Origin of the sequence: Belnapia rosea (genome assembly GCF_900101615.1) — a bacterium.
Taxonomy (GTDB): domain Bacteria; phylum Pseudomonadota; class Alphaproteobacteria; order Acetobacterales; family Acetobacteraceae; genus Belnapia; species Belnapia rosea.
In genome coordinates, this window is the sequence record NZ_FMZX01000065.1 from 1 (window position 1) to 6,557 (window position 6,557).

A 6,557-nucleotide genomic window follows, 5' to 3' on the forward strand; every position below is an offset into this window, starting at 1 on the left:
CGCCCTCAGCGGCGGCAAAGACATATTGCAGGTCGGCATGGCCATCGCCGCGGCGCGACGGGGTGCCGACGGCGAGGAAGACGCAGTCCGCCCCCTCCATCGCCTCCTCGAGGCTGGTGGTGAAGCTCAGCCGGCCGTCCTTCTGGTTGTCGATCACCAGCTTGTCGAGACCCGGCTCATAGATCGGGATCACGCCGCGGTGCAGCGCCTCCACCTTCGCCGGATCAGTGTCCACGATGCAGACATTGATGCCGAACTCGGCAAAGCAGGCACCAGACACCAGCCCAACATAGCCAGCCCCGAGAACTGCAATCCTCATTCTGAACTCCTGAAGAAACGCTTTTCTGCACTGCACCATACAGCATCGTGTGGTTGCAAGCGCGCTTTGTATTTCGCCTTACACAAGAAGAAGCACCACCCAGGACACAAGCGTCAGCGGCTATGGCTCACATGGGCAGCTGGTGCGATGAGTTGGAAGGCTTGCCTTGGGCGATATTTCGGGACAAAATAAACGCCTACAGGTTGATGTGCGGCGGTTGTATCGCCCTGTTATTTTTCGGTTTGCATTTTGGCAGTACGGAGATACGCCCCGGCCTCCTTGCGGTCGGTAGCTTGGCGTCGGTGTCCGAAGGCGCGAAAGGATCATCGGTGGACGCAGGGGCGACGTATGCCGGCTTGACGGACATCTCCTTGGCGAAGGGGGTGGAGCAGGTCCTTGCAATGGCCCATCGCTGGATCCTGCTTGTGGCCGGTTTCGGGCTGGTCGTTAGCCTTATTAATTTCGCGCTGCTGATGCTCAAGATGCACCTGATTTCTGGCCTGCTGGATGCCGGTAGTTGGGATACCTTGCTTTCGGCAAGCCAGTTCTGGGTCGTCATCTATATCGGCTTGGTCTGCCTGGGGCTGCTGCAGTCGATCGCGGTCAAGCATCTTTCCCGCCACATCGCCGACCAGCTGACGGTGCAGGCGTTGCTGGGCGTCGTCCTTCACTCGAAGGAAGGACCGGCGAGCCTGCATGCTGTGCTGGAGGACTTGGAGACCGTCCGGGAAACCGTGGCGGGGTTCGCGGCGCGGATGCTAGTGCAACTGGCCGTGACGCCCGTGCTGGTGCCGTTGGCCTTCCTGCTGCATTGGGCGCTTGGGATCGTCTGCTGCCTGTTCTGCATTGTCCTGGCCGTATTCAGCCTTGTGATCGTGCGCGCGCTCAAACACCAGGAAGGCGTGGCGGCCGCTAGTATCGCCAAGGTCTATGGAGGGGCCGTCGATGCTATGCGCGCAGGGGAAGCCGTGCTGGCAATGGGGATGCTCCCCGGCCTCGCCCGCCAATGGGTTTCGACCAGTGCTGAGAGGCTCGAGACAGTCTGGACGACGCAGAGGGCGGTGGCGCGGCTGCAACTGGCGCAGGGGCTTATTATAGGGTTTTGCCGCGGCGCCTTTCTCTTCACCGTCTTCGGTATCGCTCTGCTTGGCTCCTCGATGAACACCGTTTTCTCCGGCGCCGCGATCTTGGTGATGGAAATCTACGGTCCCTTCACGTCGCTCGGACCGACGGTCAGCCAATGTGTGGCAGCAGCCGGCGCCTGGCGCCGGTTGCGGCGACTGGCGGTTGAGACGCGCAACCCCCAGCTTGGTGGCCATGCCTTTCCCTGTCCTGAGGGCCGGTTGGTGGCCGAGCACTTGTCCTTCACCTTTGGCGGCAGCCAGCCCTTCCTGCTCCGCAACATCGAGCTGGCGGTAGAGCCTGGCAGCCTCATCGCCATCGTTGGCGGCTCGGGCAGCGGCAAGTCGACGCTGCTCCGACTGTTCCTTGGGTTGCACCGGCCTTCCCTAGGAGGCGTGTATCTCGACGGCCATGCGACGAGCCAATGGGACCGGCGCGACCTTGCCCGGCATGTCGGCTTCCTCCCCCAGCAGCCGTTACTGCCGCGCGGCACCGTGGCGGAGGTGATCGCGCGTCTCGGTCAGCTGGATATGGAACTCGTGATCGAAGCTGCGCGGCGGGCCGGGGCGCATGAACTGATCGCCGGATTGCCGCTCGGCTATGCGACGCCGGTGGCAGGCAACTACCAATTCTCGATGGGCCAGCGGCATCGGATCGCCATTGCGCGGGCGCTCTATGGGCGGCCGAAGCTGCTGCTGCTGGATGATCTGGGCGGTTCGCTCGATGCCACGGGCGAGGCCGAGATGGCGACGATGCTCGCCGGCCTGCGGCGGGAGGGGACCTCGATCGTCTTCACTACGCAGCGCCCTGCATTGCTGCAGGCCGCGGACCGGGTGCTGGCCCTGCGCAACGGTACCCTGGTCCCCGCGGACGGCGAGGTCCTGCGCCTGCCGGACCGGACCGCGCCGCAGGACCGGCGCTTCGCATGACGGCTCCGGCTCCGGCCCAGGCGCCCTGGTTGCGGTTGCGCGACATCGGCATGACACCGGGCGCGGTAGCGACCGTGCTACTCCTCAGCCTATGTGGCCAAATCGGGTATTTCGGCTTCCTGCTGATCCTCAAGGCCCTCATGGATGCGATGCGAGCCTCGCAGAATATCGACACATACCTGGGACTGATCGGGGTTTTCGTCGTTACCACCATCCTGGGCGACATCTACCTGTTCCACCGTTCGACGATGCTGCGCGTCGCTGCCGACCGCTTCAGCATGCGGCTGCGGGCTGAGGCGCTGCAGGGCTCCATCCGCAACGCGGTGCGGGTGGATGTGGCGAGTGGCGTCACAGTCCTGCAGGACATCTCCGTCGTCCAGCGCTTCGTCACCGGGCCAGACTTGGTCGGGGCGCTCGACCTCATCGGCGCCGTGCTGGCGCTGGCCGCCCTCTTCTACATCGACAGCGGGTTCGGCTGGATCACCGTCTGCGGCATCCTGGCGGTCATCGCCCTGGCCTTCGTCATGAAGGCCGCGACGGCACGGCCCAGTGCTCTTGCGAGCCAGAAGCTCAATCAGGCCTCGAGCGAGCTGACGGCCGAGTTCAGCCATGCCGACACCATGCGTGGGCTGGGCCAGTTGGCCGCCTCGGTCTTCCGTTGGCACCGCCGGTACGAGGCGGCTCTCGATGCCAGCGACGCCTCCCATACCCGCAAGCATGCCATCCACGAGATCGAGCATTTGGTGACAGGCGCCTTCGTCCTCGCGCTGATGGTGCATGGCGTTGTCCTGGTCTTCGAAGGGACGGGGACGATGGGCTTGGTACTCTGCGCCTTCTTCGGCGGGTACAAGGCCATCGCGCCCTTCTCCGGTTTCGTGAAATTCAGCGATAGCTGGCGGACCGGCCTTCAGGCCTGGGGGCGTCTGCGGACGGTGCTGCGGCAGGATGGGGCGCCGCCGGCCCAGCCGACGGTGGCGGATGCCCAGGCCGGCCTCGTGCTGGAGAATCTCGGCTTCTGGCCCGAGGGCCGCGCCACGCCGGTGCTCCAGGATATCGGGCTGCGGCTGCCGCCGGGCAGCATCACCATGGTCCAAGGCCGGAACGGCGCCGGCAAGAGCACATTGCTCCGCCTCGTCCTCGGCCTGCTGAAGCCGACTTCGGGCCATGTGCTGCTGCATGGCCAGGATACCTATTTCTGCGACCGCGAGCGCTTCGGCGCCCGCATCGGCTACATTCCCCAGGACATCCAGCTGCTGGATGCCAGCGTCCGCGAGAATATCGGCCGCGGGCCCGATGCCGGGCTGGACGACGTGGTGGCAGCGGCCCGCGCTGCTGGCATCCATGAAATGATTGGCCGGCTACCCCAGGGGTACCGCACGCCCTGCAGCCGCCTATCGGCCAGCCAACAGCGGCTCATCGCCCTGGCACGGGCTTTATATGGCGCACCAGGGCTCCTAGTGCTGGACGAGCCCGAGGCGAACCTAGATGGCAATTTCCGCCGCCTGCTGCTCGCTGCCGTCGAGCGGGTGCGCCTCACCGGCGGCATCGTCCTCGTCGTTACCCATGAGCCGAACGAATGGGCGGAGGCGGCGCATCATGCGCTGCAGCTGAGCCCGGCCGGCGCGTGGAGCCTGCTCGAGCTCCAGCCGTTGGAGCCGGTTGCGGCGCAGCCGGTGCCCGGACCGCAACGCTTGGCCCTGGCCGTGCCGGCGCGACGGACGATCCGGCAGCTTCTCGATGCCTCGGTGCCGGGCCCGCCTGTCTCCAAGGTCATGCGCACTGCCCTACTCACCCTCAGTCTGACGCTGGTCCCTTTCATCGGCTGGGCGACAATGACGCGGATGGAGCAGGCTGTCCTCGCCTCGGGCCAGCTGGTGCCCGAAGGCCGGCGCAAGACGGTGAACCTGCTGGAGGCCGGCATCCTGCATCGGTTGCTGGTGCAGGAAGGCTCGGTGGTGCAGGCGGGCCAACCCTTGCTCCAGCTTGATATCACCCAGGCGGAGGCGGAGGCAAGGCACTACAGGGCTGTCTATTGGGGCGGCTTAGCCAAACTGGCTCGCCTCAGCGCCGAGCAGGCCGAGCAGCGCCAGCTTGCCTTTCCGGCCGAGCTTCAGGCAGAGGCCGCGGCGGACCCGGCCATTGCCATTTTCCTCCAAGCCGAACAGGCTCTCTTTGCCGCCCGTTGGGCTGCCTTCGATGGGCAGACGAGTGTGCAGGAGCGCACTATCGCCCAGTTGCAGGAGCAGGTGGCGGGTGCCCGCGCCCAGCGTGAGGGCGCCGGGCGGCAGCTCATGGCAGTGCGGGAGCAGATCGCCGGCTATAGTCGGCTGCTGACCCAGGGCTATGCCTCGCGCTTCACCGTGCTGAACCTGCAGCAGCAGGAAGCCGGCTTCGTCGCCACCATCGGCCAGGCCAACGCGCAGGAGGCGCAGCTGCGCGAGGGCATCATCCAGGCGCAGCGGCAGCTCGAGGGGCTGCGCCTGACACGGCTTTCCGAGATCGCCAACGACCTGCAGGCCACCGAAGCCACGACGGCTGCGGCGCTGCAGCAGCTCCGCTCCGCGCAGGACATCCTCACCCGGCGCGAGGTGCTGGCGCCGGAGGCGGGCAAGGTCACCAACATCCAGGCCTTCACGCCAGGCGCCAGCATCCAGGCCGGCCAGCCCATCCTCGACCTCGTGCCTGCCGAAGACCGGTTGATTGTGGAGTTACAGGTCCTGCCGACCGACATTGATCAGGTGGGCTTGGGGCAGCGGGCCAGGATCAAGCTCACTTCTTTTCGGCAGAATGCGCCGCCGCTGCTGCCCGGCCATGTCATCGCCATCGCCCCAGATGTAAACACCACCGGGGCCGGACAGCCAGTCTACCTAGTCCGCGTCGCGTTTGACTCAGGGGCACTGGGCCTCATGCCGCAGCACTCGGTGGCTGCAGGTATGCCGGCGGAAGCCTTCCTTCTTGGTGAGAGCCGGACGCCGCTCGGGTATTTTTGGGAGCCAGTCCGCGGCTCTGCTCGACGGCCGATCTCCCCGCCCATGCCAAAGACATCTGCTGAATAACAGGCTTTAAGTGTTTAGTCCCGAGGCATGGTGGTATGCTTGGCCACTATGCTGCGAGGGATGCGCAGTGGACCAGATTCTCCATAGTTGCGCCCCCCTCTCCTTACGACAAATGGTCAAATGCGGAATTCCTCGCGGTTCCGGCCCCCCGCCTCCATAGCGTGCAGCCACCTTGGTAAACGGCCTCGCCCGGACCATTCCTCTCCGTTCGGGCCACGGAATCTCACCGCCAATTGAGTTCCGGCGTCTTTCCGGTGCCTACGCTCAGGAGCAGAAGGCGCGCGCCCAGGCCATACGTTTTCGAAGGACAAGCCTAGCTGAGCAAGCTTCTCCTTCGCCTCGGCCAGCACCGCGTTCTTTGCCTCGTCAAGCTTTTCCAGGCGCTTCGCCTCCGCAGCGTCGCGTAAAGCTGTTAGCTCCGCGACACTCAAAGCTTCCAACTCGAATTTGAATTTTTCTACCATTCTATCCAATCCGTACCGAACTTCTCTTTGTTTCTACATTTTCTTAGAATGCGTGGCAAGCGATTGAACTGCGCTTTATGGAACCACCAAGTTAGAAAGCCTAATTTACATGCGATTAAATGCACGGACAAGCGCGTGTAAATTCCGCCGCCGAGCTCCTGACCTCACAACAGGATAGGTGACGTAACCTAGGCTGGTCTCAAAGAGTGATAGCTTATGGCATGGCTCGCTTGCTCTGTCCGCCGAAGTAAAATTCCATTTGGAAAAGGGAGGGTTCCCGCTGAAGAGCCTTCGCAACCCGAAGAAATTTCAATGAGTGTTCGCTTGCTGGCTAAGAGCGTATCTCGGTAGGCAACTTCCCGCCTGATCACTATCTGCCAGGGATGGCGAGAAGGGCTGATCTGAAGACCAAGAGGCGGCGTGTCCGGGATGACGGCTGGCGCCTGCCGGACGCGCTCTGGGCCAAGATGGAGCGGCTGCTGCCGCCGCGGCCGAAGCACCCGTTGGGCTGCCACAACCCGCGGGTGCCTGACCGGGCGGCGATGGACGCCATCTTCTTCATTTTGCGGACGGGGTGCCAGTGGAACGCGCTCCGCGAGACAACGATCTGCTCGTCCTCCTCAGCCCATCGACGCTTTCAGGAGTGGACCCGGGCCGGGGTGTTCGC

At 64.4% G+C, this 6,557-nt stretch carries 5 protein-coding genes; 3 read left to right on the top strand and 2 right to left on the bottom strand.

Annotated features, from left to right (window positions below):
- Positions 1–319: 3-hydroxyacyl-CoA dehydrogenase NAD-binding domain-containing protein (locus BLR02_RS27660; protein ID WP_143018374.1), on the bottom strand; the 319-nt coding region annotated here is incomplete at its 3' end.
- A gap of 302 nt (positions 320–621) precedes the next feature.
- Between BLR02_RS27660 and BLR02_RS27665 the strand changes: the two genes are divergently transcribed.
- Together BLR02_RS27665 and BLR02_RS27670 are read left to right on the top strand one after the other, a co-directional pair.
- Positions 622–2,370 carry an ATP-binding cassette domain-containing protein gene (locus BLR02_RS27665; protein WP_218128102.1) on the top strand — a complete coding sequence of 583 codons (1,749 nt, stop codon included), beginning with the start codon at positions 622–624 and terminating at the stop codon, positions 2,368–2,370.
- Positions 2,367–5,426, top strand: coding sequence for an HlyD family type I secretion periplasmic adaptor subunit (locus tag BLR02_RS27670; RefSeq protein WP_090665432.1), 3,060 nt, complete (start codon positions 2,367–2,369; stop codon positions 5,424–5,426). The genes BLR02_RS27665 and BLR02_RS27670 overlap by 4 nt, the downstream gene beginning before the upstream one ends.
- A 116-nt stretch (positions 5,427–5,542) precedes the next feature.
- Here the strand turns inward: BLR02_RS27670 and BLR02_RS27675 are convergent, their stop codons facing one another.
- Positions 5,543–5,890, bottom strand: a complete 348-nt coding sequence (locus BLR02_RS27675) for an H-NS histone family protein (RefSeq protein WP_090665433.1) — start codon at positions 5,888–5,890, stop codon at positions 5,543–5,545.
- Between the two features lie 467 nt (positions 5,891–6,357).
- Between BLR02_RS27675 and BLR02_RS27680 the strand changes: the two genes are divergently transcribed.
- A partial coding sequence (locus BLR02_RS27680) for a transposase (RefSeq protein WP_245704996.1) occupies positions 6,358–6,557 on the top strand: 200 nt, incomplete at its 3' end.